Origin of the sequence: Pleomorphomonas oryzae DSM 16300 (assembly GCF_000422965.1) — a bacterium.
Classification (GTDB): Bacteria; Pseudomonadota; Alphaproteobacteria; order Rhizobiales; family Pleomorphomonadaceae; genus Pleomorphomonas; species Pleomorphomonas oryzae.
In genome coordinates this window covers 1-26977 of the sequence record NZ_AUHB01000013.1, presented here as the reverse complement: position 1 = coordinate 26977, position 26977 = coordinate 1, and the positions used below count along the sequence as shown (strand labels likewise).

The 26977-nt window shown below is 64.0% G+C and carries 20 protein-coding genes and 1 rRNA gene; 10 read left to right on the top strand and 11 right to left on the bottom strand.

Going from position 1 to position 26977, the window contains the following annotated elements:
• Nucleotides 1-382: 382 nt before the first annotated feature.
• Nucleotides 383-1255 carry a bifunctional methylenetetrahydrofolate dehydrogenase/methenyltetrahydrofolate cyclohydrolase FolD gene (gene folD, locus G522_RS0119455; RefSeq protein WP_026792475.1) on the top strand — a complete coding sequence of 291 codons (873 nt, stop codon included), beginning with the start codon at nt 383-385 and terminating at the stop codon, nt 1253-1255.
• A gap of 3 nt (nt 1256-1258) precedes the next feature.
• Here the strand turns inward: folD and G522_RS0119450 are convergent, their stop codons facing one another.
• The gene (locus tag G522_RS0119450; RefSeq protein WP_026792474.1) at nt 1259-2464 is read right to left on the bottom strand and encodes a TIGR03862 family flavoprotein; all 1206 of its coding nucleotides are present in this window, start codon (nt 2462-2464) and stop codon (nt 1259-1261) included.
• Nucleotides 2465-2651: 187 nt separating this feature from the next.
• Between G522_RS0119450 and G522_RS0119445 the strand changes: the two genes are divergently transcribed.
• Together G522_RS0119445 and G522_RS27735 are read left to right on the top strand one after the other, a co-directional pair.
• Nucleotides 2652-3473 (top strand): hypothetical protein, encoded by an 822-nt coding sequence (locus tag G522_RS0119445; RefSeq protein WP_026792473.1) that lies wholly within the window; start codon nt 2652-2654, stop codon nt 3471-3473.
• 419 nt (nt 3474-3892) lie between these two features.
• Nucleotides 3893-5947 (top strand): YgiQ family radical SAM protein, encoded by a 2055-nt coding sequence (locus tag G522_RS27735; protein ID WP_051228913.1) that lies wholly within the window; start codon nt 3893-3895, stop codon nt 5945-5947.
• 194 nt (nt 5948-6141) lie between these two features.
• Here G522_RS27735 and G522_RS29205 read toward each other — a convergent pair whose 3' ends face one another.
• Together G522_RS29205 and cowN are read right to left on the bottom strand one after the other, a co-directional pair.
• Entirely contained in the window at nt 6142-8490 is a 2349-nt protein-coding gene (locus G522_RS29205; protein WP_051228873.1) for a methyl-accepting chemotaxis protein, read from the bottom strand.
• Nucleotides 8491-8663: 173 nt separating this feature from the next.
• The gene (gene cowN / locus G522_RS0119430) at nt 8664-8966 is read right to left on the bottom strand and encodes a N(2)-fixation sustaining protein CowN (RefSeq protein ID WP_026792472.1); all 303 of its coding nucleotides are present in this window, start codon (nt 8964-8966) and stop codon (nt 8664-8666) included.
• 367 nt (nt 8967-9333) lie between these two features.
• Here cowN and G522_RS27725 point away from each other — a divergent pair, with 367 nt between their 5' ends.
• From G522_RS27725 to G522_RS0119415, 3 genes are all read left to right on the top strand, one after another.
• Nucleotides 9334-11022: an NAD-dependent malic enzyme gene (locus tag G522_RS27725; protein WP_036840172.1), complete on the top strand. Its 1689-nt coding sequence runs from the start codon at nt 9334-9336 to the stop codon at nt 11020-11022.
• A gap of 172 nt (nt 11023-11194) precedes the next feature.
• Nucleotides 11195-11794 carry a hypothetical protein gene (locus G522_RS0119420; RefSeq protein WP_026792471.1) on the top strand — a complete coding sequence of 200 codons (600 nt, stop codon included), beginning with the start codon at nt 11195-11197 and terminating at the stop codon, nt 11792-11794.
• A gap of 501 nt (nt 11795-12295) precedes the next feature.
• Nucleotides 12296-12910, top strand: coding sequence for a LysE family translocator (locus tag G522_RS0119415; protein ID WP_026792470.1), 615 nt, complete (start codon nt 12296-12298; stop codon nt 12908-12910).
• Here G522_RS0119415 and cyoE read toward each other — a convergent pair.
• The 7 genes from cyoE to G522_RS0119380 all read right to left on the bottom strand — a co-directional run bounded on the left by cyoE (nt 12907) and on the right by G522_RS0119380 (nt 21618).
• Nucleotides 12907-13770 carry a heme o synthase gene (gene cyoE / locus G522_RS0119410; protein WP_026792469.1) on the bottom strand — a complete coding sequence of 288 codons (864 nt, stop codon included), beginning with the start codon at nt 13768-13770 and terminating at the stop codon, nt 12907-12909. The two genes, G522_RS0119415 and cyoE, sit on opposite strands and share 4 nt — an antisense overlap.
• A 1-nt stretch (nt 13771) precedes the next feature.
• Complete coding sequence (gene cyoD / locus G522_RS27720; protein WP_051228871.1) at nt 13772-14137, bottom strand: cytochrome o ubiquinol oxidase subunit IV; 366 nt, start codon at nt 14135-14137, stop codon at nt 13772-13774.
• A 1-nt stretch (nt 14138) separates the two neighbouring features.
• Entirely contained in the window at nt 14139-14771 is a 633-nt protein-coding gene (gene cyoC / locus G522_RS0119400; RefSeq protein WP_026792468.1) for a cytochrome o ubiquinol oxidase subunit III, read from the bottom strand.
• A complete protein-coding gene (gene cyoB, locus G522_RS0119395; RefSeq protein ID WP_026792467.1) occupies nt 14768-16744 on the bottom strand; it encodes a cytochrome o ubiquinol oxidase subunit I in 1977 nt (658 codons plus the stop codon). Before cyoB ends, cyoC begins: the two co-directional genes overlap by 4 nt.
• A 31-nt stretch (nt 16745-16775) precedes the next feature.
• Nucleotides 16776-17699, bottom strand: a complete 924-nt coding sequence (gene cyoA, locus G522_RS27715) for a ubiquinol oxidase subunit II (protein WP_210162946.1) — start codon at nt 17697-17699, stop codon at nt 16776-16778.
• A gap of 139 nt (nt 17700-17838) precedes the next feature.
• Entirely contained in the window at nt 17839-19206 is a 1368-nt protein-coding gene (locus G522_RS27710; protein WP_051228868.1) for a cation:proton antiporter, read from the bottom strand.
• 6 nt (nt 19207-19212) lie between these two features.
• The gene (locus G522_RS0119380) at nt 19213-21618 is read right to left on the bottom strand and encodes a membrane-bound PQQ-dependent dehydrogenase, glucose/quinate/shikimate family (protein WP_026792466.1); all 2406 of its coding nucleotides are present in this window, start codon (nt 21616-21618) and stop codon (nt 19213-19215) included.
• A gap of 355 nt (nt 21619-21973) precedes the next feature.
• Here G522_RS0119380 and G522_RS0119375 point away from each other — a divergent pair, with 355 nt between their 5' ends.
• Genes G522_RS0119375 through G522_RS0119365 form a run of 3 tightly spaced genes read left to right on the top strand, consistent with a single transcriptional unit; the run spans nt 21974 to nt 23990 of the window.
• Nucleotides 21974-23122, top strand: a complete 1149-nt coding sequence (locus tag G522_RS0119375) for an MFS transporter (protein WP_026792465.1) — start codon at nt 21974-21976, stop codon at nt 23120-23122.
• A 43-nt stretch (nt 23123-23165) separates the two neighbouring features.
• Complete coding sequence (arfB, locus tag G522_RS0119370) at nt 23166-23591, top strand: alternative ribosome rescue aminoacyl-tRNA hydrolase ArfB (protein WP_026792464.1); 426 nt, start codon at nt 23166-23168, stop codon at nt 23589-23591.
• 3 nt (nt 23592-23594) lie between these two features.
• Complete coding sequence (locus tag G522_RS0119365) at nt 23595-23990, top strand: ankyrin repeat domain-containing protein (RefSeq protein ID WP_026792463.1); 396 nt, start codon at nt 23595-23597, stop codon at nt 23988-23990.
• 289 nt (nt 23991-24279) lie between these two features.
• Here G522_RS0119365 and G522_RS27705 read toward each other — a convergent pair whose 3' ends face one another.
• Nucleotides 24280-25947: a DNA recombination protein RmuC gene (locus G522_RS27705; protein ID WP_210162945.1), complete on the bottom strand. Its 1668-nt coding sequence runs from the start codon at nt 25945-25947 to the stop codon at nt 24280-24282.
• Between the two features lie 726 nt (nt 25948-26673).
• On the opposite strand from G522_RS27705, the gene G522_RS0119355 reads away from it, so the two are divergent.
• Nucleotides 26674-26977 (top strand): 16S ribosomal RNA (locus tag G522_RS0119355); the annotation flags it as partial.

The window sequence follows — 26977 nt, the reverse complement described above, 5'->3', positions numbered from 1 at the left end:
TAGGACGCCACTCCAGCTATTTCCCCTTTCTATCAAGGTGTCATCCTTGCGAAAGCGAGGACCTCAGGCAGAATGGGGCGCGAGGCCGATATCATGCTCCCTACCAGAGGCGCCCGAAATCAACCGCTCGCTCTACCTCCGGCAGAAAGGGGAGCGAGGTTTTTGTAGTTCTCCCTCACACTGCCTACTGGCCTAACTCGTACAGAGGACGCGGGTGGAAACTATGGGCCGGCCAAGCGGTTATAGCTGCGGATGCGGATTACCCCGGGCCGAAGGGGTACCTCCATTCTGCCACCTTACTCGATTGATTTTGTTCGGCCGCTTGCATTTGCCGGGCTTATCTGGTTAGGCCCGATCTCCAGCCTCAAAGGGGGACACTGCCATGGTCGCTGAGATTATCGATGGCTTTGCCATCGCCGCCGAGCTTCGCCGGGATATCGCTGCCCGCGCCGCCGAGATGAAAGAGACCTATGGCGTGGTTCCCGGTCTGGCGGTGGTTCTGGTCGGCGACGATCCGGCGAGCGCCGTCTATGTGCGCAACAAGCTGAAGGCGACCGCCGAGTGCGGTCTCCGTAGCGTCGAGCATGTTCTGCCGGCCAACACGTCGGAGGCGGATCTGCTCGAGCTCGTCGGCAAACTCAACGCCGATCCGGGCGTGCACGGCATCCTGGTGCAGCTGCCGCTCCCCAAGCAGATCGATGCCGACAAGGTGCTGGGCCTGATCGATCCCGACAAGGACGTCGACGGCTTCCACCCGGTCAACGCCGGGCGCCTGTCCATCGGTCTGCCGGGCTTTGTGCCCTGCACGCCGCGCGGCGCGCAGATGCTGATCGACCGGGTGCTGCCCAACCTCGCCGGCAAGCATGCGGTGGTGATCGGCCGTTCCAACATCGTCGGCAAGCCGATGGCGCAGCTTCTCTTGCAGAAGAATGCCACCGTCACCATCGCCCATTCCAAGACCGCCGACCTGCCGGCGCTCTGCCGTACGGCGGACGTACTGGTGGCCGCCGTTGGCCGGCCGCAGATGGTGAAGGGCGATTGGGTGAAGCCGGGCGCCGTGGTGATCGACGTCGGCATCAACCGCATCGAGGTGGACGGCAAGGGCAAGCTGGTGGGCGATGTCGATTTCGCGTCGGTGGCCGAGGTGGCCGGACACATCACGCCGGTGCCCAAGGGCGTCGGCCCGATGACCATCGCCTGCCTGATGCTGAACACGCTGGATTCTGCGGCGCGGCGGATCGCTGCCAGCAAGTGACCTTCAGCGGCTTTCCAGCCAGTCGATGATGCCCCTGGCCGCGGCGCGGCCGGTGGCCATGCAAGCGGTCAGCAAGTAGCCGCCGGTCGGTGCCTCCCAGTCGAGCATTTCGCCGGCGACGAAGGTGCCCGGCCGTGCCTTCAGCATGAAGCGGGCGTCGATACTGTCGAAGCGGATGCCACCGGCCGAGGAGATCGCTTCCTCGATCGGCCGGATCCGCACAAGCGGGATCGGCAGCGCCTTGAGGCGGGCGGTGAGCCTTGCCGGATCGTGCCGTTCCTCTTCGGTCGAAAATAGCCTGACCAGCGTCGCCTTGACGCCGTCGAGGCCGGCGCCCTTCCTCAGCTGATTGCTGAACGACGCCTTGGCATCCTGTCGGGCGAGGTCGCGGGCGAGCCGCTCGGCGGTGCGGCCGGGTACGAGATCGATGACGAAATTCGCCTTGCCGTCGTGGTCGAGCCGGTCGCGCAAGGAGGCCGAGTGAGCGTAGACCAGACTGCCCTCGATGCCGTGACGGGAGATGACGAACTCGCCCGGCGTGGTGCCGGCGTCGGAGGTTGCCGTCACCGATTTCACCGGCGTGCCGGCGAAGCGCTCGATGAACAGGCCATCCCAGGCGACATCGAAGCCGACGTTGGCGGGGCGGAGATCGGCGACGTCGACGCCAGCAGTCCTGAAGGGTTCAACCCAGGCGGCATCCGAGCCGAGACGGGGCCAGGACGCACCGCCCAGCGCGAACAATATGGCGTCGCCTGCAACTTCAAGTCGTCCGTCCGGTGTTTCGCAGATCAGGTTTTTTCCTGAGAAACCGATCCAGCGGTGGCGCGTTTTTACCGTGATGCCCAGGCTGGCAAGCCGCCTCAGCCAGGCGCGCAACAAGGGCGAGGCCTTCATCGCCTTGGGGAACACCCGGCCGGACGATCCGACGAAGCAGTCGGCGCCGAGGGTGTTGGCCCAGGCGATGAGATCGTCGGGGCGGAAGGCATCGAGCGCGGTGATCAGGGCGTGTTCGGCAGGATGATAGCGGGTGACAAAGCGTTGATAAGGCTCGGAATGGGTCAGATTGAGGCCGCTCTTGCCGGCCAGCAGCAGCTTTCGCGCAACGCTGGGCATGCCGTCGTAGATGGTGACGCGGCAGCCGGCCGTCGCCAGCACTTCCGCCGCCATGAGCCCGGCTGGCCCGCCACCGATGATCGCCACGTCCGTCATGCCTGTCTCCGCTTCACCCGGAGGCGAGCATGTGCGGCGGCGCGAGGGCTGGCGCAAGGAAAATCTGAGAGCGAGTGCCGCTCAGCTGGGCAATTGCCCGATAGACATGCTTTGAAGCGAACGAGACACACTTTGAAAAATGTGACCGTTAAAGTAGAATATTCTATCGGTCATTGCCGGGGGTGCCATGGAAGCTGATGAGGCGAAAGCCGTCTTCATCGAAGGAGCGAGCGCTCTTCTTCGAGACGCGGGGCTTTTGAACAAGGCAATCAGTACCTTGCCGCGCCACCTCATCTTCGGCTTTGCGATGCGGGTCTATGCCCAGCATGTGTTTGACCCCTCGGCGCCGGAGCTGACGCTCACCCGCCTGCAGAAGCTGTCCGGCGATCACGGCGGTATCAGCGCCGGGCGCGTGACGGCGCTGGTGCATCTCCTCCGCAAGCTCGGCCTTATCACCACCCACCCGGCCGAGGATCGCCGCCAGCGCATTCTCAAGCCGACGGAAAAGATGGTGATCGAGGATCATCGCTGGCTGATGTCCCGCTTCGAGCCGCTGGGGCCGCTGGGGCTGTTCCATCTGACCGAGGAGGAGCGCACGACACCAGAGTTCGTGCTGGCGTTCCGCGTCGCCTGGACGACGCGCTCCGATCAGATCGCCGCGTTCATGGAGCAGTATCCGTCGATCGCCTTCTTCTTCATGCGCGACGGCGGCTATTCCATGCTGCTGGAGTTGCTACGCGAGTGGCAGAAAACCGGATCGACCCGCGTCGCTTTCGACGTGATGGCCACCGCGTCGGCCTTTAGTGTGTCGAAAAGCCAGATATGGAACCTCTTGCATGGGGCGCAGGCGTTGGGGCTGATCGAGGCCGAGGCGCCTGCCTGGCGTTCGGTTATCCTCACGGAAAAGCTGCTGGTCGATTTCGACACCTGGTTCAATGCAATCATGATCGGTTTTGCAGCAATGGCAACGCGGGCGCGCATCCTCTGGATGGATTATCGGCAAAAATAAAAGCCGGAACAAACTGTTCCGGCTTTTTATGAAAATATTGCCTAAAGTATAACTGCTCGCTCGGGGCGTCTAGCTTTACGTCATGAAAATCGAACTCATAAATCGTTCTTTTCTGTTTCGCTCGGCCTCTGGCGTTTCCTGAACGGCTTGCTTTTTGTTTTTACTAAATCCATCGCTTAGAAATTGACCATGGCTTAACAATAGCGCAAAACGCCGCCGACCTCAAAGGTGGATTCCCCTGGTGCCTGTTATTTTTTGAATGTTTTTCCTATTAGGGATAATACGTGTAAGCCGTCTCTGCCTGTGAACGGCTGTTCTCCCAGTGGCTTGCTGCGGGCGAACCCACTGTCCGGCATTCACCGGACGCGGTACGGGCGGCGTTTCCTCGCCGCCGCAAATCTGTTAACGCCAAGGCCATGATGGAAGCCGCAAAACCGATCTTCTCCTACAAGAAATATTGGGCCGCCCGCTTCGGCAGGGCGCCGTTCCTGCCGCAGAGCCGCGCCGAGATGGACGCGCTCGGCTGGGACAGCTGCGACGTGATCGTGGTAACCGGTGACGCCTATGTCGATCACCCCTCCTTCGGCATGGCGGTGATCGGCCGGCTTCTGGAGGCCCAGGGCTTCCGCGTCGGCATCATCGCCCAGCCGGACTGGCGTAGCGCCGACGCCTTCAAGGCGCTCGGCAAGCCCAACCTGTTCTGGGGGGTGACCTCCGGCAACATGGATTCGATGGTCAACCGCTACACGTCCGACCGCCGCATCCGCCACAACGACAGCTACACGCCGAACAACGAGGGCGACAAGCGGCCCGACCGCGCCGTCATCGTCTATTCGCAGCGCTGCCGTGAGGCTTTCCGCGACGTGCCGATCGTGCTCGGCGGCATCGAGGCGTCGCTCCGCCGCATCGCCCATTACGACTACTGGTCGGACAAGGTACGGCGGTCGATCCTGGTGGATTCCAAGGCCGACATCCTGCTCTACGGCAATGCCGAGCGGGCGATCGTCGAGGTGGCGCACCGCATCGCCAAGGGAGGCGACCCGCAGACGTTCGACGACGTGCGCGGCGTGGCGCTGATGAAGCACGCCGTGCCCGACGGCTGGACCGAAGCGCATGCCGACGACATCGACAGCGCCGACGAGGGCGCCCGCCAGCTCGGGCCGAACACGGTGCTGCGCCTGCCGGCCTTCGAGCAGGTGGAGGCGGATTCCGAGACCTATGCCCGCGCGTCCCGCGTGCTCCATCGTGAGAGCAATCCCGGCAACGCCCGACCGCTGGTGCAGCGGCATGGTGACCGCGAGCTCTGGGTGACGCCGCCGCCGATCCCGCTGACCTCCGAAGAGATGGACGGCGTCTACGAGTTGCCCTATGCGCGCGGCCCGCACCCCGTTTATGGCGACGCCAAGATTCCCGCCTGGGAGATGATCCGCTTCTCGGTGACCATCATGCGCGGCTGCTTCGGCGGCTGTTCCTTCTGCTCGATCACCGAGCATGAGGGCAGGGTGATCCAGAGCCGGTCGGAAGGTTCGATCCTCAAGGAAATCGAACATATCCGCGACAAGACCGAGGGCTTCACCGGCATCATCTCCGACATCGGCGGCCCCACCGCCAACATGTACCGGATCGGCTGCAAGGACCCGAAGATCGAGAGCGCCTGCCGCAAGCCGTCCTGCGTTTATCCGGATATCTGTCCCAACCTCAACACCAGCCACGAGGCGCTGATCCAGCTCTATCGCAAGGTGCGGGCGGTGCCGGGCGTCAAGAAGGTGATGGTCGCCTCCGGCGTTCGCTACGACCTCGCCGTCAAGAGCCCGACCTATATCAAGGAGCTGGTGCGCCACCACGTCGGTGGCTACCTGAAGATCGCCCCCGAGCATACCGAGGACGGGCCACTCTCCAAGATGATGAAGCCGGGCATCGGCGCCTATGACCGCTTCAAGCAGCTGTTCGACGCGGCCGCCGCCGAGGCCGGCAAGAAATACTTCCTGATCCCCTATTTCATCGCCGCCCATCCAGGCACGTCGGACGAGGACATGATGAACCTCGCCCTGTGGCTGAAGAAGAACGGCTATCGCGCCGATCAGGTGCAGACCTTCCTGCCATCGCCGATGGCGCTGTCGACGGCCATGTACCATTCCGGCGTCAACCCGCTGAAGGCGGTGCGGCGCGGCGGTTCCGAGCGGGTGGAGACGGTGAAGGGCCTCAAGCAGCGCCGCCTGCATAAGGCCTTCCTGCGCTATCACGACGCGGAAAACTGGCCGCTATTGCGCGAGGCGCTGAAGGCGATGGGCCGTGCCGACCTGATCGGCAACGGCAAGCACCACCTGATCCCCAACTTCCAGCCGGCCGGCACCGGCCTGGGTGGCGGCGAAGGCCGTCGCACCGGGTCCAAGAATGGCGCGCAGAAGTTCCTCACCAAGGGGACGTTCGGCTCGCCGAGCGGCGGCGCGGCAAGGAAGCCGAGAGCTAGGTAGATCCGGAGTTCGATATGTGCCGGGTGTTCCATTCTGCCTGAGGTCCTGCGCCTTCGCGCAGGATGACAGATTCATATATATATCATATACATAGGTTGTCATCCTGCGCGAAGGCGCAGGACCTCAGGCAGGAAATGGCGAGCGGCTGACATAGGTCGCCGACCGAACCGGCGCGCTTCGCTGTTGTCTTGCGGTTACGCCGCCCGGGCATCCCTTGAGAAGGACTCGATCAGGCCGCGCATGCGGACGATTTCGGTGTGGATGGTGCCGGCGGTGGTGGTGACGTCGCCGGCCACCGTCCGCGTGTGACCGACGGCCTCCGCCAGATCCATGGTGCCGGCGGCCATGTCGTCGGTCGAGGAGGCGGCCATGGCGGCGCTGCCGGAAATCTCCGCCGTCGCCTCGCCCTGGCCGACCACCGAGTCCGACAAGGCGCCGGCGGCGTTGTCGATATCGGCCATCGAGGCGGCGATGTCGCGGATCAGCTCGACCGCCGAGCGGGTGGCATTGCCGATGCCGTCGATCAGCGCGCGGATGTCGTCGGTGGCGTGCGTCGTCTGGTTGGCGAGGCTCTTCACCTCGCCGGCCACCACGGCGAAGCCGCGGCCCATCTCGCCGGCGCGCGCCGCTTCGATGGTGGCGTTGAGCGCCAGAAGGTTGGTCTGGGCGGCGATCGAGCCGATCAGCTCCACCACTTCGCCGACGCGGGCGGTGGTCTCCGACAGGCCGGCGATGACACCGCTGGCCGTACGGGCGTGCCCGGCGCCGGTGCCGGCCACCTTGACGGCGGCATCGGCCTGATCGCGGGCGATGGTCTGCGAACGGGCAAGCTCGCTGGCGGCGGCGGCCATGGTGCGAACGCTTTCGGCGGCGCTGCCGGCGGCCAACGAGGTGCGCTCGGCAAGCTCGGCGGCATGCGAGGCGGCGCCCGAGAGATCGGCGGTGCCGCGCCCGAGCTGGCCGGCAAGGCCCTCGACGGTGGCGATCACCCCGGCGGCGGCACCGTCGAAGGTGGCGATGGCGGCCTCAAGGGCAGCCCGGCGCTCTTCGCGCTGGGCCTGGTCGCGCTCGGCGGCGCGGCGCAGTACCTCGCGCTCCCGGCCATTTTCCTGAAACACCAAGAGCGCGTCGCCCATGGCGGCGATCTCGTCGCGCCCCTTGCGGACGGGCACGGTGACGTCGAGATTGCCGTGGGCCAGGCTGCGCATGACCTCGGTGAGGGCGCGCAGCGGCTTGGCGATGCGGCGATTGAGCAGCAGCGTCACCACCACGGCGACGCCGACGATGCCGGCGATCACCGCGAGCACCATCAGGCTGACGCGGTCGCGGTCGGATTTGGCGGCGGTGGCCACGCCGTCGGCCGTCTGATGCAGGCCGTCGGCGGCGGTGGCCGACAGACGCGTTGCGTCGGCGCGCGCCGCTTCCAGCGCCTCGGTGGCCCGGCGCAGACCGGTGGCCGCCTTGCGATAGTCGGCAAACGGCGCGGCCACCTCCTTGGCGGCGTCAGGGCCGAGCGCGGTGATGGCGCCGTTCACCTTGTCGAGGGCGGCGTCGATTGCCTTGGTGTGGGCGGCGTCGGGCTTCAGCCTGTAGTCCTCGGTGGCGAGCAGGAGTTCATAGGCGGCGGTTCGGAAATCGCGGACGCTGGCGCCGAAGCTGGCGGCATGATCGCATCGGATCGACAGGCCGGACGCCCTGTTGAAAGCCTTGTCGGCGCCAGCCCGCGCATCGGCATTCACCGCGTCGATGCGCTGGTCGATGGTGGTGAGGCGCGGCGACAGGCGCGACCACTCGCCGGCAAGATCGATGAGCTGGCTGTTGTCGCCCTTGCGGGCGATGGTCTGGTAGAGATCGGCGGCGAGGCCGGAAATGCCGCGTAATGCCTCGGCGAAAGCCGGGTCTTCGTTCTGAACGCGGGTGTCCTCGATCAGGCGGGCGGCGGTGGAGAGCGCATTCTGGCCGGTTGTCAGCTGCGAAAAGTCGCCGGTTCTGAGATAGGCCTCGAAGGCGGCGCGGCTCCGGACCAGCCTGAGTTCGGCGTCGGTCAGGCCGGATACCACGGCGCGCGTGCCGTCCAGCCCGGCATTGACCGTCTCAAGATCGCCTTCCGCCTTGCCGAGATCGTCGACGGCGCGCGCTTCCAGTTTGGCGGCGGTGGCGGCGAGCGCTGCAAAGGCCTTGTCGATGTCGGTGCTGGCGGTGTTGATGTCCCGCCAGCCGCTGGAGAGGCCGTGGACCGCCTCAGCAAGGCCGGAGGTGACGCCGGCGAGCGCCGGCGTGGCGGCTGTGCCCTGATCGACGGCGGCGATGCCGGTGAGAGCCGCGTCGGCATCCTCGGGCTTGCCGGAGGCGTAGAGCGACTGGATGGCGGCGGTGGCGGTGTTGATGTTGGTGAGCGCCGCCGACACCTCGGTCACCGCGTCGATGGCGGCGCCGGTGCGCATCAGGCCGAAGAAGCCGGCACCACCGGCGGCGCCGGCCAAGAGGACCAGCAGGAGCGCGAAGGAGAAGAGTTGCGCGGTGATGCTTTGGCCTGTTCGCATCGTATTGACCTCAGTGCTGTCGATTTTCGCGATGAATAAGCCGGCCTCCGCTTAATGAGGTCTAAATCCCGTGAAGTAATCATATGAATTTTATATGACACGCAAAGAGAATGATTCTGCGTTCTATTGTTGTTGTTGACGGCCAGTGCCGTAGGTTGAACTGCGAACAATTCTTAAAAGCATTGGTCTTCCAGGCGATGGAGAGCGACGAGGGCATCCGTGTCGTCGTTATCCTCGAACAGCTCGGCCATGTAATAGAGGTGGGCGTGCATCAACAGCAGCCGGTCGGCCATCGGCCGCTCCGCCTGTTCGGCCGTCGCGAGGCGCTGGCGGAAACGCTCCCAGAAGGGATTGGCGACGGCGGGATCGTCGATGTAGCGGCGGAGATGGACGAGCACAGCCTCGATGTTGCCCTCGAAGTCGATGCCCTGGAAGGTGACGTAGCGGTTGGTGGCGGGATGGTCGGTGGACGGCATGGTTTGTTTCCGGTCTTCGTGTCGAGTTTCCGTCGTCCTTTGCAATCACCTTGCCAGACCGTGAAGAGCCCCTGGATATCCGGAGTTTTCCTGAAGAAAGAGGCCTTGCCGCCTTGAAAATGCGTGCCGGATCGATGTCGTGTTTCTGCCAATGAGTGCCAACTACATCGATATAGTAGTCTCTCGCTCCCCGATTTAACTGTTTAAGCTCCTGCGGGCAAAGACGACGTCGTGTTTCTACGGAAGATTTTCTGATGCAAAAGGGGCACTAAGACCCCGAAAAGCGGGGGGAGGCGACCGCGCCAACCCGCGGGTGTTCCGCCAAAATGGCGGGCCCGGTTCGACACTGAGAAGGATGGAGCATCAGATGACCGACGTGATCCTCAAGGGCGCCCCCGCCAAGGCGATCCCCACGAGCCAGGCCCTCATCGAAGACCCGTTGCTGAACAAGGGCACGGCCTTCACCCAGGCTGAGCGCGACGCCTTCAAGCTCAACGGTTATTTCGGCGACGCAGTCGAGACGCTCGACACGCAGGTTGCCCGCAGCCTTGAGACCATCCGCGCGCTGCCGACCAATCTCGACCGTTACGTCTACCTGCGCGACCTGCAGGACGCCAACGAGACGCTTTACTTCGCGGTGATCACTCGCAACCTCGATGAACTGCTGCCGATGATCTATACGCCGACCGTCGGCGCCGGCTGCCAGCAGTATCACCACATCATCCGTCGTCCGCGTGGCCTGTTCATCTCCTATCCGAACCGCGCCAAAATGGACGAGATCCTGGCCAACCCGCGCTATGACAACGTCGAGTGCATCGTCGTCACCGACGGCGAGCGCATCCTCGGCCTGGGCGACCAGGGCGTCGGTGGCATGGGCATCCCGGTCGGCAAGCTGGCCATCTACACCGGTTGCGGTGGTATCGCCCCCGACACCGTGCTGCCGATCACGCTCGACACCGGCACCAACAACGCCGAGCGCATCGCCGATCCGCTCTATTTCGGCTGGAAGCATGAGCGCGTCCGGGGCGAGGAATACGACAGCTTCATCGACCAGTTCGTGAAGGCCGTGAAGAAGCGCTGGCCGAACGTTCTCCTGCAGTGGGAAGACTTCCACAAGAACAACGCCAACCGCCTGCTCGACAAGTATCGTGACGAGCTCTGCACGTTCAACGACGATATCCAGGGCACCGCTTCGGTTGCCACCGGCACGCTCCTGGCGGCCATCCAGATCACCGGCAAGCCGCTCAAGGACCAGCGCGTCGCCATCCTCGGCGGTGGCTCGGCCGGCATCGGCATCGCCGACCTGATCCGCATGGCCATGGTTTCGGAAGGCCTTTCCGACGCGGAAGCCCGCAAGCGCTTCTTCATCGTCGGCCGCTACGGCCTGGTCACCGAGAAGACCCCGAACCTCGACACCTTCCAGCTCGGCTTCCGTCAGGACAGCAAGATCATCGACGGCTGGGACGTTGCCGAGGCCGGCAAGGCTTCGCTCTATGAAGTGATCAAGAACGCCAAGCCGACCGTGCTCGTCGGCGTGTCCGGCCAGCCGGGCGTCTTCACGGAAGAAATCATCCGCGAGATCGCCAAGCACACCGAGCGTCCGATCGTCTTCCCGCTGTCGAACCCGACCTCCTGCGTCGAGGCTCAGCCGTCGGACGTCATCAAGTGGACCGAGGGACGCGCCATCATTGGCACGGGCTCGCCGTTCCTGCCCTTCGAGTTCGAAGGCAAGACCTACCACTTCGCCCAGACCAACAACTCCTACATCTTCCCGGGCGTTGGCCTCGGCACGCTGGCCGTTGGCGCCAAGCGCGTGACGGATGCCATGTTCCTGGCCGCTGCCCGCTCGCTCGCCGAGCTGTCGCCGGCCAAGTCCAAGCCGGGCGACAAGCTGCTGCCGACGCTGGACCGCATGCGCGAGGTTTCCTCCTACATCGCCGTCGCCGTCGCCAAGCAGGCGATGGCCGAGGGCCTGGCCCCAAAGATGGACGACGCTGCCATCAAGGCCGCCATCAAGGCCAAGGTGTGGGTGCCCGAGTACAAGTCGCTGGTGTGAACCACGACCGTAGCTGAGTGAATTGAGCCGGGCGGTCGAAAGGCCGCCCGGTTTCGTTTTGGGTGCTTTCTTCAGGCAGTGCCTCCAGCTCGGGACCGTGTCGAAGAGTGCATCGACTGCCCGACCCAGAGTGTGCCATCTGATTTGCCGTATTCGGCTTTGAGCATTTCGGATGGTGATGATGAAGCGTCGTGCTGGCCCCTCGGCGGCGGCTGTGGTTCTGCTGGAATTTCTGTCAGCCCTATCAGGCTGTGCCGGGTTGAATAACGTGCGTGAGCTGGATGTTAGCCAGCATTACCGACCCACTTCGGAGAAGGCCGTACTTCTCTACGGGGGCGAGTTACAAAGCCCGTGGCCGGGCGGCTCGATGGCGAGGCCGGCCACGCTTAATTTTGAAGAATATGATGCGGTCGCCGGTCGTAATAAAGGCAACTGTTGGCGCTTCAACCATACAGAAAGTCTGCTCGATACAACCAAGATCGGCGCTCCGAAATTCTCGGCTTTCATCGTCGATCCAGGTTACTTCGTTCTGAACCGCTTTTCAGCGCCTGACAGAATCGTAACCGATGCGGCGGCGTTCTACGCGGCCCCTGGGACTGTATCCTACGTCGGAACCTACGTGTACAAGGGTGAGAAGGACGGCTTTGAATTACGCAGGGATCTGGGAGAGGGGCAGGCAGCAGCCCGGCAGTTTTCTGGACTTGCCGGGCCTGTGGTGATGGCACCTACGATTCCTGTCCGGGAGAACAATGCTTTTGTTTGCACGCCCTGACAAAGGCGCCGCTGGAATCCTGGCCTTGTTTCGACGTTGAGCATTATTTTGCTGGAGGTCCTGCGCTTGCGCGAGAATAACGCTAGGAGGCAACGTTTACTGTTCGCTATGTATTTGTTTCCTATATATAAATCTGTCTTCCTTGCGAAAGCGAGGACCTCAGGCAGGATGGGGCGAGATGGTTGCTATAGAGCGCCCTCACCCAATCCAACAGAGTGAAGGTAGATGTTGGCTCACCTTGCTTCTATTGGAGCCTGATACAGCCCTGGTCACCTTTTCGTCCTGAGGTCCTCGCTTTCGCAAGGATGACAATCTATATATTTCAATATCTTACCGAACCGCGGCGCTGTGTCGAACTGCCATCCGCAAGGCTACTGGATATAGAGCTCGGTTAGGCTATTCGATCGGCTCGACGGCGTTGTTTCTGAAATCGGGTGGCTTCGGTCGTTCGGCGGCGACAGGGTAGGGCGAAACCACCGGAGCTCGCCGATGTCCGCTTTCATGTCTCCCGAATTTCTCATCACTTCGCTGATCGTCGTCGCCTCGCCCGGCACCGGCGTGCTCTATACCCTCGGCGCCGGTCTTGGCCGTGGCGCCCGCGCGTCGGTGATCGCCGCCTTTGGCTGCACGCTGGGCATTCTGCCGCATCTCGCCGCCGCCGTGCTCGGCCTCTCCGCCATGATGCAGACCAGCGTGCTCGCGTTCGAGATCCTGCGGGTGGCCGGCGTCGCCTATCTTCTCTACATGGCCTGGATGACGCTGAAGGAGACCGGTGCGCTGGCCGTGGCGGCCGATGGCCGCGATGCTTCGGCGCTCGACATCACGGTGCGGGCGATCCTGCTCAACCTGCTCAATCCCAAGCTGACGGTATTCTTCCTCGCCTTCCTGCCGCAGTTCGTCGGGCACGGCGATGCGCATCCGACGCTGCGTTTCGTCGAGCTCGGCGGCGTGTTCATGGCGATGACGTTTGCGGTGTTCGTGGTCTATGGCGTTGCCGCCGCGACGGTGCGCGATCAGGTGCTGTCGCGGCCGTCGGTGCTGGCCATGATGCGTCGCCTGTTCGCCGGCGCCTTTGTGCTGCTGGGCGTCAAGCTGGCTCTGACCGAGCAGAATTAGCGGAAATCCACCGCCATCAGCAGGCAGAGTGCCAGAAGGCAGCCGAGCGAAGCGAAGAAGATGCGCTTGGCCCAGCCGCGATCGTCCATGGCGGCGGGGCCGGTGGCGGCGATGTGCAGCCAGTAGCCGCCGCAGGCGACCGCCGTGCAGAGGTAGGCAAGGCCGGTGAAGCCGGCAAACGGCAGCGCCACCGAGGTGGCGGCAAAGGCGCCGATGGAGACAAGCATGCGCTGCCGGGTGGCGGCGATGCCGTGAAGGAACGGATAGGTCGGCACGCCGGCGGCGGCATAATCCTGGCGGCGGATCACCGCGATGGCGTCGGAATGCGGGATCTGCCAGAGGGCGAACATCAGGAACAGAATGACGGCGGCGCCATCCAGCCGGCCGGTGACGGCGCAATAACCGATCACCGGCGGCGTCGCACCGGCGAGGCTGCCGACCAGCACGCTGACCGGCGAGCGCCGCTTGAACCACAGACTGTAAGGGCCGACGTAGATGACGAGGCCGAAGGCCGCGACGGTTGCCGCGAGCGGACCGGAGACCAGCGCCAGCAGCAGCAAGCCGCTACCGGCCAGAACACCGCCGTAGGTCATGGCCACGGGGACGCCGACCGCGCCGGTCACCATCGGCCGGTGCGCCGTGCGGACCATCCGCGCGTCGATGTCTCGGTCGATGACGTTGTTGACTACGCAGCCGCCCGCCACCACCAGCGCCACGCCGAGCAGCGTGGTGACGAACAGCCTGATATCCACGGCGCCGCGCGCCGCCAGCAGGAAGCCGCCAGCCACGGAGACCAGGTTGCCACCGACGATGCCGGGTTTGACAAGGCTGACATAGGGGTTGCGGCTGAGCGCGGTCACCTCAAAATGCCTCGGGGGTCATGGTCATGCCCGGCATGCCGGGGTTCATTCTCTCGTGGGCGTTGAACATGATCCAGATGCTGCCGCCGACCAGAATGCCCACCACCAGCAGCGCGAACAGTGCGGCGTAGACGTTCCAGCGCTGTTCGAGCGAGCTGTCGATGTGCAGGAAGTCGACGAGGTGGACGAAGATCTGGATGGCGGCGAGCGCCAGGATAACGACGATCGTCGCGTTGCGCGGCAGCACGTGCATCATCACCAGGGCGAAGGCCGCACCGGTCAGGATCACCGACAGGATGAGGCCGCGGACATAGTGATGCAGCGAGGCGCCGGCGCCGGGGAGATGCTCGGTCTTGTGGTCTGCCATCTCAGAGCACTCCGATCAGATAGACTTCGGTAAAGACGACGATCCAGATCACGTCGAGGAAATGCCAGAACAGGCCGAGCAGCCCGAGGCGGCGCTGGACCGTGGCGGTGAGGCCGTCACGGGCCAACTGGATGCCGCTGATGATCATCCAGAAGAGGCCGGTGAAGACGTGCAGGCCGTGGGTGCCGACCAGCGTGAAATAGGCCGACAGGAAGGCGCTGCGGTCGGGACCGGCGCCCTCTCCGATCAGGTGATGGAACTCGTAGACCTCCATCACGATGAATATCGCGCCAATAGCGAAGGTCAGCGCCATCCAGAGAAGCGTCGCCTGCTTGCGGTTGTCCTGGGCGGCGAGCGTCACGAAGCCGAAGGCGACGGAAGAGGCGAGCAGCACGGCCGTTTCGATCAGCACATAGGGCAGGTCGAACAGCTCCTGCCCGGTCGGGCCGCCGGCATAGCTGCGGCCGACCACGGCGAAGACCGCGAACAGCGTGGCGAACAGCACCACGTCGCTCATCAGGTAGAGCCAGAAGCCAAAGACGGTCTTCTCGGTGAGCTCGGCGTCGTCCTCGTGGGCGGCCGGGTGCTGCTTGGCGTGCAGCGAATGGGCCTCGGGCAGATCGAGAAGAGTCATGACTGGCCAGCTCCCGCGAGGCGCCGCATTTCCGTATCCTTCACCTCATCGGCGGGGATGATGTAGGCGATGTCGTCATCGAACAGGCGAACGAGCAGCGCCGCGATCATGGCAATGGCACTCACGCCCACCAACCACCAGATGTGCCAGACGAGGCCGAAGCCAAGGCCGATGCTGAACAGGCCCATCAACAGGCCGGCTGGTGTGTTCTTGGGCATGTGGATGCCTTCATAGGGCGTCGAGCGCACGAACATGCCGCCGCCGTTGGCCTTCATGTTGGCCCAGGCATCGATCTCCGTGACCTGTGGCGTCTCGGCGAAATTGTAGATCGGCGGCGGTGACGAGGTGGCCCATTCGAGCGTACGCCCATCCCACGGGTCGCCCGTCGTGTCGCGCAATTCCTCGTGCTTCCAGATGCTGTAGACGATCTGCAGCACCGTGCAGAGGATGCCCACGGCGATGATCGCCACACCGACGGCGGCCAGGATCAGCCAGGGCTGCCATTCCGGGTTGGGGTAGTGATTGAGCCGGCGCGTCATGCCCATGAAGCCGAGCACGTAGAGCGGCATGAACGCGACGTAGAAGCCGATCAGCCAGCACCAGAAGGAGGCCCGCCCCAGCGGTTCGGACAGGCGGATGCCGGTCGCCTTGGGGAACCAGTAGTTGATGCCGGCGAACATGCCGAACACCACGCCGCCGATGATGGTGTTGTGGAAGTGGGCGATCAGGAACAGGCTGTTATGCAGCACGAAGTCGGCGCCCGGCATGGCCAGGAGAACGCCCGTCATGCCGCCGATGGTGAAGGTGATGATGAAGCCGATGCTCCAGAGCATGGGCACCGAGAAGCGCACCCGTCCCCGGAACATCGTGAACAGCCAGTTGAACATCTTCACGCCGGTCGGCACGGCGATGATCATGGTGGCGATGCCGAAGAAGGCATTGACGTTGGCACCCGCGCCCATGGTGAAGAAGTGATGCAGCCAGACCACGAAGGAGAAGAAGGTGATGGCGACTGTCGCCCAGACCATCGACTTGTAGCCGAAGATCGGCTTGCCGGAGAATGTTGCGACGACTTCAGAAAATACGCCGAAGGCCGGCAGCACCAGGATGTAGACTTCCGGATGACCCCAGGCCCAGAACAGATTGACATACATCATCTGTTCGCCGCCGCCGTCATTGGTGAAGAAGTGGGTGCCGATGTAGCGGTCGAGGCCGAGCAGCGCCAAGGTTACGGTGAGGATGGGGAAGGCGGCGACGATCAGCACGTTGGTGCAGAAGGCGGTCCAGACGAAGATCGGCATGCGCATCATCTTCATGCCGGGCGCCCGCATGCGCAGGATGGTCGCCAGGAAATTGACGCCTGTCAGCAATGTGCCGATGCCGCTGATCTGCAGGCCCCATATGTAATAGTCGACGCCGACATCCGGACTGAAGGACAGCTCCGACAGCGGCGGATAGGCGGCCCAGCCGGTCTTGGCGAATTCGCCGAACACCAGCGAGGCGTTGATCAGCATGGCGCCGGAAAAGGTCAGCCAGAAGCTCAGTGAGTTGAGGAAGGGGAAGGCGACGTCGCGGGCGCCGATCTGCAGGGGCACGGCGATGTTCATCAGCCCGACCACCAGCGGCATGGCCACGAAGAAGATCATGATGACGCCGTGGGCGGAGAACACCTGATCATAGTGGTGCGGCGGCAGATAGCCGGGATTGGGGTCGAGGCTCATCGACTGCTGGATGCGCATCATGACGGCGTCGGTGAAGCCGCGCAGCAGCATGACGAGGCCGAGCAGCACGTACATGATGCCGATCTTCTTGTGATCGACGGATGTGAGATATTCCGACCAGAGCCACGTCCAACGCCCGTAATAGGTAATGGCCGCCGCAACCGCCAGGACCAGCAGCGCACCGCCGCCGACCGCGCCCATGATGATGGGCTCCTGGTAGGGGATCTGATCGAGGGTAAGCTTTCCAAGCAGTAGGTTCACGTCACGCTCTCCACAGATGCCGTCATTTGGCGGCGGACGCATTCATCGGGCTGCCGGTGTGTTCCGGCGGCGGTGTGTGGCGGTACTTGTCGATGAGGCTTTGCAGCAGGCCGGCATTGCCCGGTGCGTAATAGACGACAGGGCTGTTCTCCTGCTTCTTGGCAAGCTCGCCATAGGCCGCTTCATCGAGCGGGTGGCCGCTGGCCGCGACCTTGCGCGTCCAGGCCTCGAAATCGGCATCCGATGTGGCGAGCGCGTTGAAGCGCATGCCCGAGAAGCCGGCGCCGCTGTAGTTGGCCGACAGGCCGCCGAAGGTGCCCGGCTTGTTGGCGACCAGGCTGAGCTCGGTGCGCATGCCGGCCATGGCGTAGATCTGGCCGGCGAGGCCGGGAATGAAGAAGGAATTCATCACCGTGTCGGAGGTGATCTTGAAATGCACGGGCGTATCGACGGGGAAGGCTACCTCGTTGACGCTGGCAATGTTCTGTTCGGGGTAGACGAACAGCCACTTCCAATCGAGCGCCACCACGTCGATTTCCAGCGTCTTCTTGCCGTTCTCTTCGATCGGCCGGTAGGGATCGAGGGCGTGGGTGGTGGTCCAGGCGAGCCAGCCGAGCGTGATGACGATCAGGAGCGGCACCGTCCACACCACCACTTCGATGGCGTTGGAGTGCGCCCAGTTCGGCATGGCATTGGCGCGGGTGTTGGAGGCGCGGTACCAGAAGGCGAACACCAGCGTCAGGATGATCACCGGCACGACGACCAGCAGCATCAGCCCGGTCGAAATGAGGATCAGCTGCTTCTCCTTGGCGGCGATCGGTCCGCTCGGGTCCAGCACGGCGTAACGGCATCCTGCCGAGAGAAGGGTGAAACCTAGAAGAAGCGACGCCGAACGCAGGCGGGCAAGGCGGGATTTGCTGGGCGTCAAGCCTCGAAAAAAGGACACAGCACCAACTCCGGAACAACACTTCAAAATAAGACGTGCAACATTCGGCGGTGCGCGGTAACCCGCGACCGAACGAGGCCCCTCCGTATTAACACGGAAAGATGCAACTGGTTCCGCAGGTTGAAGGCATACCCATCATTTATTTTTGAACGGGCGGCGGTTCCACATCCACTTTGGTCGTCGGGGTCGTGTTGGCCGACGAGCTGGTTGTCGTACGCCGGATGACGCGCTCCAGCGTCAGGCCCTGGACGATCGAGGAGAACAGGATCACCGCGTAGGTCGCGGCCAGGATCAGCTCGCGTTCGGCACCATAGGGAATCGACAGGGCTAGCGCCGCCGAAATGGCGCCGCGCACGGCAGCCCAGGTAAGGATGACGCCGGCTCCCCGATCGAAGCGCAGCCAACTGCCCAGCGTGGCGAGCGTGGCGGCAACCGTGGCGGCGCGGGCGATCAGCACCACCGGCACGGCGATCAGACCGAAGAGGAAGGGCGCCGTCTGCAAATGCAGCACCAGCACCTCGAGCCCCAGCAACACGAACAGCAGGGCATTGAGCAGGTCGTCTATCAGGCGCCAGAAACCGTAGAAGTAGGCGCGCGAGCGCTGGCTCATGACGCGCGGCGCGCCGAGATTGCCGACCAGCACGCCGGAGGCGACGACGGTGATCGGCCCGCTGACGCCCAGCGTGTCGGCCAGAGCGTAACCGCCCATGGCCAGCGCCAGCGAGATGAGCACCTCCACCGAGTAATCGTCGATCTGGCGGAAGGCCCGCACGGCGATGGTTGCCGTGATGACGCCGAGCAGCAGGGCGCCGGCGATCTCGATCAGCATGTGCAATCCGGCCGTGGCGATGCTCGCGTCACCGTCGCCGGTGGCCATCGACAGGGCGAGCGCGAACAGCACCACGCCGACGCCGTCATTGAAAAGCGACTCCCCGGTGACATCGATGCGCAGCCGATCCGGCAGCGACAGGTGTTCGAGCGCCGCCGACACGGCGATCGGGTCGGTCGGGGCGATCAGCGCGCCGAACACCAGGCACCAGGCGAAGGAAATCGGCAGGCCAGTCAGTTGGGCGATGGCCCACAGCATGGTGGCCACCAGCACGGCCGACAGCACAACGCCAATGGTAGCCAGCAACGCGATGGCCAGGCTGCGCTGCTTGAGCTCCTCCCAATCGACGGTGATGGCGGCGGCAAACAGCAGGAAGGCCAGCACGCCTTGCAGCAGCGTCTCGCCGAAATCGATCTGCCGCAGCATCGCCTCGACGGCGGCGACCGGCCACAGCGATGGCACTGCCCACTCCACCAGCACCAGCATGACCGCCGCGCCAAGTCCCATCAGCAGCAGGGCGATATGCTCGGGCAGGCCGATGAATCGCCGGTTCAGCCAACCGAAGGCGGCGGTGGTGACGACCAGCAGTGCGAACACCTGAAATAGGGACAGGGCGGCCTCCGTTGCGCTCGTCGGCGAAAAAAGGGCCGGGCTGATGCCCGGCCCTTCGTGGGTCATGGTCGGTCAAGGCAACGCATAGGCAATCAGTTCGTCGCTGATCGGCGTTTCCATGAAGTGATGGCCGCCGGCCATGATCGCCACATATTGCTTGCCGTTCACCTCGTAGGTCATCGGCGTTGCCTGACCGCCGCCGGGCAGCGTGTCGGTCCACAGCGTCTTGCCGGTCTTGAGGTCGATCGCCCGCATCAGGTTGTCGGTGGCAGCGGCGATGAACACCACGCCGCCGGCCGTCACCACCGATCCGCCATTGTTGGGCGTGCCGATGTCGACCGGTAACATGGAGGGAATGCCGAACGGGCCGTTGGTGCGGGCCTGGCCGAGAGGACGATCCCAGAGGGTCTTGCCGCTCTTGAGATCGATGGCGCGGATGCCGCCATAGGGCGGCTCCTTGCACAGGAGACCGGTGACCGGCAGGCGCCAGCCGGCGTTGACGTTGATGGCGAAGGGCGTTCCGGCCTGCGGGTCGCCGGCGCCTTCCGCGCCGCCAAGCTTGCCACGCTCCTGGCCGCGCGGCGCCCAGCCCAGGCGATCGGCCTCATCGCGCGGCACCAGCTGCACGTAGTTGGGCATGTCGTTGTAGTTGGCGACGATGATGCCGCGGCCCGGATCGACGGCAATGCCGCCCCAGTCGGAGCCGCCGTTATAGCCGGGGTACTCGATGCTGTGCGTCGCCGAGGTGGGCGGCGTGTAGAAGCCGCCGTAGCTCGCGGTGCGGAACTCGATGCGGCAGACCATCTGGTCGATCGGCGACATGCCCCACATGTCCTTCTCGGCGAGGTCGGCCTTACGCAGCGTGTGATAGAGCGAGTGCGGCTGGGTGGGCGATCGCTGCTCGGGCTCGACGCCGCCGGTCGGGGCCGGACGTTCCTCCACCTGCGTCAGCGGTTTGCCGGTGCGGCGATCGAGAATGTAGAGGTCGCCCTGCTTGGACGGCAGGATCAGGGCCGGCACGGTGCCGCCCTCGGCAGGGAAGTCGATCAGCGTCGCCTGCGAGCCGAGGTCGTAGTCCCAGACGTCCTTGTGCACGGTCTGGAAGTGCCAGGCGGGCTTGCCGGTGTTGACGTCGAGCGCCACCAGCGAGCTGGCGAACTGGTTTTCCACGTCGCTGCGCTGGCCGCTGAAGTAATCGACGGCCGAGTTGCCAAGCGGGATGTAGACGAGGCCGAGCTTTTCATCGCCGCTCGCCGTGGTCCACATGTTGGGAGTGCCGCGCGCGTAGGTGCCGCCGGCGGGCGGCACGCCGGTCATCTCCGGCTGCTTCATGTCCCAGGCCCAGCGCAGCACGCCGGTGACGGCGTCGTAAGCCTGGATGACGCCGGAAGGCGCATCGCGCTTCTGGCCGTCGAGCACCTGATGGCCCGTGACGATGATGCCGCGAACGATGGTGGGCGCCGCGGTGATCGACAGCATGCCCGGTGCCACCTCGCCCATGCCGGCCTTGGTATCGACCGAGCCGTTGTCGCCGAAACCGGAGCAGGGAATGCCGGTGTTGGCGTCGACGGCGATCAGGCGGGCGTCGAGCGTACCCTCGTAGATGCGGCTGGCGCAGGCCTCGGTGGGCGCAACGCCGGGCAGGCTGTAGTAGGACACGCCGCGGCAGGCGGCGGTGTAGGGGATCCACTTGTCGTCGACCTTCGGATCATAGCGCCAGCGTTCCTTGCCGGTGGCCGGATCGAGCGAGATGAGGATGTTCTTGGGCGTGCAGATGTAGAGCGCGTTGCCCACCTTGAGCGGCGTCGTCTCGGCGCCATACTTGCCCTTGGCAAAGTCCGACTGGGGCAGGTCGCCGGTATGGATATCCCAGACACGCTGGAGCTTGCCGACATTGTCGGGCGTGATCTGGGACAGCGGCGAGTAGCGGCGGGCGCTGTAGCTGCCGCCATAGGCCGGCCAGTCGGTGCCGGCCTGCCAGAGCGAGGGATCGGCCATGGCGTTGGCCGCACCGGCCGGCGGCAGATCGCCGGTATATTCGGTGATGTGCGCCTTCGGCAGGGTAAGGCCGATGATGACGGCGGCGACGACGATCACCACGTCGGCGAGGAATGCGGTGCGCCAGCCGAAACGCCGTGGCAACAGGGCCGGCACGGCCGTGACGATGAAGAGAAGCATCACCGTCGGCGCGACGACGCGCGGCACCAACGCCCAGCCGTCGAGGCCGGATTCCCAGACCGCCCAGACCAGCGTGGCGGCGTAGACGAGCACATAGAACCAGAGCGCTATGCCGCTGCCGCGCCAAAGCAGCCAGGCGGTGGCCAGAAGGCCGAGACCGGCGAGCGCGTAATAGGGCGAGCCGCCGAGGTAAACGAGGTAGGCGCCCCCCAAAAACAGGACGAGGCCGATAAGGCCGATGATCAGCGCGAGAAGAAGAACCAGCCAGGACGGCCGGCGTGTCGAATAAAGGATGGCCATGCTTTCGCCTCCGGACGGACGGCGTTCCAGACTTGCCCCGACGTAGAGCGGGACGGCGCAAGACGGGATGACTGACGAATTCACCCGACGATCTTCGGGTGTCCTCGCCGCTGGATCCTGTCGACGTGGCGAGAACGTTTCGTTAACCATACGGTTCCGTAAAATGACGCAGGGCGCTGCAGATTTAATCTTCGCCCCCTTGCGCCCGAGGGCGAGCGGCGATGTCACAGCCAAGACTAAAACGCCTAACGCGGCTTCACCCTCTTGACGAAGCCGGCCTGAATCGAATCAATTGGCGCGTCGCCTTGGGCTTGCCCGGGGGAGAGGCGGCGTTTCTCTTGAGGGGCCGTTCGCCATGTCCACCGCCATTCTGACGTCCGACAGCATCGGGCGCGCCGAGCAATTTTCGACCCGTGTCGCCTTCTTCATCGCCGGCTTCGGCGGCGCGGTCTGGGCGGGGCTGGTGCCATTTGCCAAGATACGCGCCGGTCTTGAGGCGGGCGGCCTCGGCCTGTTGCTGCTGTCCTTTGGCATCGGTTCGATCATCGCCATGCCGCTCGCCGGGGCGCTAGCCGGCAAATACGGCTGCCGCCGGGTGCTGATCGTCACGTCGCTGATGGTCTGCGTCGCGCTGCCGGCGCTGGCCACCATGTCGAATGCCGTGCTGCTCGCTGCCTCGCTGTTCATTCTTGGCGCCGGCGTCGGCTCGGTCGACTGCGTCATCAACATTCAGGCGGTGATCGTCGAGCGGGCGGCGGGGCGGGCGCTGATGAGCGGTTTTCACGGCCTGTTCAGCGTCGGCGGCATTGCCGGTGCCGCCGGTTGCGCCGGCCTGCTCAGCCTGGGCGCCACGCCGGTCACGGTGTCGCTGGTCGCCGTCGTGTTCACCGTCGCGCTGCTCGCCTGGGCGACGCCGCATTTCCTCACCTATGGCGGCGACACCTCCGGCCCGGCCTTCGCGCTGCCGCATGGCGTGGTGCTGTTCATCGGCATTCTCTGCTTCATCGTCTTCCTGACCGAGGGCGCCATCCTCGATTGGAGCGCGGTGTTCCTCACCTTCACGCGCGGCGCCGATCCGGCGCATGCCGGCTTCGGCTATGCCGCCTTTGCCACCACCATGACCATCGGCCGCCTCAGCGGCGACGCCATCGTCCGCCGGGTGAGCCGCACGACGATCATTCTGGTGGGGGCGCTTCTCGCGGCGTCAGGCCTGCTGGTGGCGACGCTGGTGCCGTCGGTGCTGGCGGCGATGATCGGCTTTGCGCTGGTCGGCGCCGGCTGTTCCAACATCGTGCCGGTGCTCTACAGTGCCATCGGCAAGCAGACGCTGATGCCCGAGAGCGTCGCCGTGCCGGCGGTGACGACGCTCGGCTATGCCGGTATCCTCTTGGGGCCTGCGGCCATCGGCTTCGTCGCCCATGTCGCCTCGCTGCCGGCCGCCTTCCTGATCATCTCGGTGTTCCTGATCGGCGTGGCGGCAAGCGGACGCTTCCTCAAAGCATAAACAAGGGTTTGCAGAGGCCGGCCGCGATCTTTATCTTGCCGCCATGATCTATGTGACGGACCGCCTCTATATCGATGAGAAGGACCTTTCCTTCTCCTATGTCCTGGCGTCGGGGCCGGGCGGGCAGAACGTCAACAAGGTGGCGACGGCGGTGGCGCTGCGCTACGACCTCTATAATGCGGCCGGCATTCCCTGGGAGACCAAGGTGCGCGCCTCGCGCATCGCCGGTCCGTCGCGACTGACGCAGGCCGGCGAAATCATCATCCAGGCGCAGCGTTTCCGCTCGCAGGAGCGCAACCGGGAAGATGCCGTCGAGCGGCTGAAAGCCATCCTCGCCGAGGCGGCCATTCCGCCCAAGCCGCGCGTTGCCACCAAGCCGACGCGGGCGAGCAAGGTGCGCCGCGTCGACGCCAAGACCAAGCGCGGCGCCATCAAGCGCGACCGGCAGCGGCCGGCTGGCGAGGAGTGAGCCATGGCGCTGCTGTCGGGAGGCTGTCCGTGCGAACTGGAAACTGCACTCGCTCCATTCAAACAGATGGCGATGTTTGAAGATGTCACGCTCGATTGCCCGGAGAGTCCTAGCTTGGACGGAGACACGCCACTTCATGTCGCGGCTATGATTGGGAGAACTGACCTCTTGAGACAGTTGCTCCCTTTCGTTACGAATATCAATGTTCCCGGGGACTTAGGAAATACACCGCTTTTCTGCGCTGCGTTATGGCAACACATAGATATTGCTTTAGCTTTGTTGGAGAATGGCGCCGACATTCGGCGGGCAAATGAGTACGGCGATACACCGCTCGATGTTATGCGTAGATTTTCCATTTTCGACAGCGTAGTTCAGCGCTACAGCTCGGAGAGACTTTGACCATAAATCTGGAGCCCTTGCAGCGCCCCTGGTTTCTGAGCGCTTTATCCGGCACGACTGCGATTTAGCTGGAAAGTAGCGCTGAAACGAGCATCCGCGCTTTATGAGCTGGAAGGGCATTTCCGCCATTATGCTTTCGTGAATTCGCGCCTTCAGTGACGATCCTCTGGGCGTGCTTGTTGTTGGTCTCCGAATACTGTGCTGAGGTCGGCCGGTATGCCTGCGATGGCGACCGTCCGCAGTGGCTCTGCCTTGCCGACGGTCTGCCTCGCTTTGCCACTGACCCCGATTACGACAGCTGATCTTCCGGAGCGGGCAGGGCGCCGGCATCCTCGTCGATGTCGGCGGACTCCAGCAGGCCGGGATCGAGCCGCTTGGTTGTCTTGAGGCCGAGGGCGCGCAGCATTTCAGCCTGGCGGATGACGTTGCCGCGCCCAGTGGCGAATTTGCCGTAGGCGCGTTCATAGGCGTTCTGGGCATCTTTCAGGCCCTTGCCGACCTTTTCCAGGTCTTCGACGAAGCCGACGAACTTGTCGTAGAGCTCGGCGCCACGTCTGGCGATGTCCTGGGCGTTCTTGGTCTGCTGCTCCTTCTGCCAGAGCTGGGCGACGATGCGCACGACGAACAGCAGCGACGACGGGCTGACCAGCAGGATGTTCTTTTCCCAGGCCTGATGCCACAGTTCGGCATCGCGGGTGATGGCGACCAGGAAGGCCGGCTCGATCGGCACGAACAGGATGACGAAGTCGAGCGCGGCGAGGCCGTGGATCTCCTGGTAGTTCTTGGCCGAGAGATCCTTGATGTGACCGCGGATGCTGTCGAGGTGGCGGCGCAACGCCGCCTCGCGGGCGCCATCCTCCTCGGCGGTGGAGAACAGCTCGTAGGCGTTGAGCGATACCTTGCTGTCGATCACCATGAAGCGCTGGCCCGGCAGGTTCAGCACCACGTCGGGCTGGATGCGGCTGCCGTCGTCGCGGGAATGGCTCTCCTGCGGCGTGAAGTGCACGCCCTTGACGAGGCCGGCTGCTTCCAGCACCCGCTCGAGGATCATCTCGCCCCAGTTGCCCTGGCTCTTGTTCTGGCCACGCAATGCGGAGGTGAGATTGTGGGCATCGCGCGAAAGCTGCTGGTTGAGGCTGAACAGCTGGCGAACCTGCTCGCCGAGCGCCGAGCGCTCCTTGGCCTCGTTGATATAGACTTCCTCGACTTTGCCCTTGAAGTCGGCGAGCTGCACCTTGAGCGGGTCGATCAAGGTGCCGAGCGAGGCGCGGTTGGCCTCGGAGAAGGACTTGGACTTTTCTTCGAGGATATCGGCGGCAAGCGCCTTGAACTGGTCGGAAAGCTGCGTCCGCGCGTCCTGCAGCAGGGCGAGCTTTTCTTCGGCCGACTTGCGCTCCGCCTCACTGCGCGAGCGCACCTCGGCGAGCGCCTTGCTCGCCTCGCCGAGCAGCCGCTGGGCTTCCTCGCGCTGCTCGCGGGCATGCAGAAGATCGGCCTTCAGCGTTTCCGCCTCTTCCGTCTTGGCCCTGAGGTCGGCGTTGGCGGCGCTGAGCTTGGACTGAACGGCGCCAAGCGCCTCGCGCAGGTCGGCTTCGTCTTCCTCGTTCTTGCTCTTGGTGTCGGCAAGCGCCGCGCGGGCCGCCTCCAGTTCCTGCTTCAGCCGCCGCGTTTCGTTGTCGCGCTCATCAAGCATGGCGCGCGTGCGCGCGAAGTCGGCGGCGAGGCTGGCGTGCTTCTCCTTCATTGCGGAGAGCTGGTTGTCGGCATCGGTGAGGCGAAGGGCGCGCTCTTCAAGGCGGGCGAATTCCAGCCGTCCAGCCGCTTCGCTCGCTGCAATCCGGCTGCGAGCGGCGGCACTCTTCAGGGCAAACACCACGAGGCCCGCCACCAGGATCGCGGCGACAACGATGATCGGCATCGCGTCCGCAAGGGTGGTGGTCTTGAACAAATCCGGCACGGCGACTCCTTGTCGTTTCCGTTTTGTTTACCATATCTGCATCGTGCCGCAGAGGAAACCTCACGCTATCAGCCGAGGCTTTCCCGAGGCTCGCCGGAAAAGTCCGGAAATGCCGGGATCGGCAGAACCGACAAGTGGCGCCTGTGGACAGAGATGGTTCACATAAGCCCGGAAATCCGGGCTTTTACGAGCCGCCGGCTTGTGTGACGGTTTTTTGAAGAAAAGCCGTTGACAGGCCGAAGAGGGGCTCCTATAACCCGCTCCAACGACGGCGGCGCTGCGGCGACGTGGTGCCGGCGGAATGGTCGTCGCTTCTAGCGATGATCCGGAAGGGAGATGAAACGCCTGAAACGGTGGGTTCATCAGTGATCTTCCAGAACGGACGTTAAGAACATGTCCGGGCGTTTGGGTCGGTCGAGGTCGTCACGTTGACGGGTTTGGCAGATCAAGGTCCGGTGCGCTCTTAAGGTTGGTTTTCCCGGTTTCGGGTAATTGAGGGGCTTAGTTCCTCTCTGTTCTTTGACAAGTGAATAGGAAGAAAGAGAAACGTGGCCGGCGCTTAGGGCTCGTCGGCACTGACTGTCCTTTCGGGGTAGGTTGGTGCCAAGAAGAGCTAAAGAACCGGGTTTACGTTTCTTGATAAAAGGACCGTTTTGGCTTTGTCCGAGAGGATGGAGTTAGAATGGACCTCGTCAAGTGAACTTGTGAATTCGGGAAAGAACTCTTGAACATGAGAGTTTGATCCTGGCTCAGAACGAACGCTGGCGGCAGGCTTAACACATGCAAGTCGAACGCTCGTAGCAATACGGGAGTGGCAGACGGGTGAGTAACGCGTGGGAACATACCCTTTGGTTCGGAATAACTGAGAGAAATTTCAGCTAATACCGGATGTGCCCTTCGGGGGAAAGATTTATCGCCAAAGGATTGGCCCGCGTCTGATTAGCTAGTTGGTGAGGTAACGGCTCACCAAGGCGACGATCAGTAGCTGGTCTGAGAGGATGATCAGCCACACTGGGACTGAGACACGGCC

Coding starts and splice junctions, on each gene's coding strand:
- G522_RS0119365 (WP_026792463.1), top strand. CDS start 23,595: ATGGCGCTGCTGTCGGGAGGCTGTCCGTGCGAACTGGAAACTGCACTC.
- cowN (WP_026792472.1), bottom strand. CDS start 8,966: ATGCCGTCCACCGACCATCCCGCCACCAACCGCTACGTCACCTTCCAG.
- G522_RS0119380 (WP_026792466.1), bottom strand. CDS start 21,618: ATGGCCATCCTTTATTCGACACGCCGGCCGTCCTGGCTGGTTCTTCTT.
- arfB (WP_026792464.1), top strand. CDS start 23,166: ATGATCTATGTGACGGACCGCCTCTATATCGATGAGAAGGACCTTTCC.
- G522_RS27710 (WP_051228868.1), bottom strand. CDS start 19,206: ATGACCCACGAAGGGCCGGGCATCAGCCCGGCCCTTTTTTCGCCGACG.
- cyoD (WP_051228871.1), bottom strand. CDS start 14,137: ATGGCAGACCACAAGACCGAGCATCTCCCCGGCGCCGGCGCCTCGCTG.
- G522_RS0119420 (WP_026792471.1), top strand. CDS start 11,195: ATGGTGATGATGAAGCGTCGTGCTGGCCCCTCGGCGGCGGCTGTGGTT.
- G522_RS27735 (WP_051228913.1), top strand. CDS start 3,893: ATGGAAGCCGCAAAACCGATCTTCTCCTACAAGAAATATTGGGCCGCC.
- G522_RS0119375 (WP_026792465.1), top strand. CDS start 21,974: ATGTCCACCGCCATTCTGACGTCCGACAGCATCGGGCGCGCCGAGCAA.
- G522_RS0119445 (WP_026792473.1), top strand. CDS start 2,652: ATGGAAGCTGATGAGGCGAAAGCCGTCTTCATCGAAGGAGCGAGCGCT.
- G522_RS0119450 (WP_026792474.1), bottom strand. CDS start 2,464: ATGACGGACGTGGCGATCATCGGTGGCGGGCCAGCCGGGCTCATGGCG.
- G522_RS27725 (WP_036840172.1), top strand. CDS start 9,334: ATGACCGACGTGATCCTCAAGGGCGCCCCCGCCAAGGCGATCCCCACG.
- folD (WP_026792475.1), top strand. CDS start 383: ATGGTCGCTGAGATTATCGATGGCTTTGCCATCGCCGCCGAGCTTCGC.
- G522_RS29205 (WP_051228873.1), bottom strand. CDS start 8,490: ATGCGAACAGGCCAAAGCATCACCGCGCAACTCTTCTCCTTCGCGCTC.
- cyoC (WP_026792468.1), bottom strand. CDS start 14,771: ATGACTCTTCTCGATCTGCCCGAGGCCCATTCGCTGCACGCCAAGCAG.
- G522_RS0119415 (WP_026792470.1), top strand. CDS start 12,296: ATGTCTCCCGAATTTCTCATCACTTCGCTGATCGTCGTCGCCTCGCCC.